At 35.2% G+C, this 398-nt stretch carries 1 protein-coding gene; it reads right to left on the bottom strand.

Annotation, left to right across the window (positions count from 1 at the left end):
• A partial coding sequence (locus tag KJR01_RS09965) for a 1-deoxy-D-xylulose-5-phosphate synthase N-terminal domain-containing protein (protein WP_284467029.1) occupies window positions 1-398 on the bottom strand: 398 nt, incomplete at both ends.

Here is a 398-nt window from a genome sequence, read left to right on the forward strand (position 1 = left end):
CTCCACTATCTATATCAAAGGCTCCCACCCCGTGCCATTTAGCATGTTTTCCTTCAGCTAAAGCATAGCCTTTACCCTTTATGGTTTGAGCATGTATCACACAAGGCTTTTGCATAGCTTTTGCTTGTTTTAATGCAGAAATAATTTCACCTAAATTATGTCCATCAATAGGCCCTATATATTCAAGCCCTAATTCTTCAAACAAAAGCCCAGGAGTAATAAGTTTAAAACTCTCTTCAAAACGCTTAGCCATATAAGTAGCACTATTGGGCAATATATCCAACATTTTAGCAATACGCTTTTTAAAACTTTGATAAAACTGCGTTGCCATAGCCTGAGAAAGATACTTTGAAATTGCTCCAATTGGTTTTGAAATACTCATTTCATTATCATTTAAA

The sequence above is a fragment of the Campylobacter sp. 2018MI10 genome, assembly GCF_018501175.1.
Lineage (GTDB): Bacteria > Campylobacterota > Campylobacteria > Campylobacterales > Campylobacteraceae > Campylobacter_E.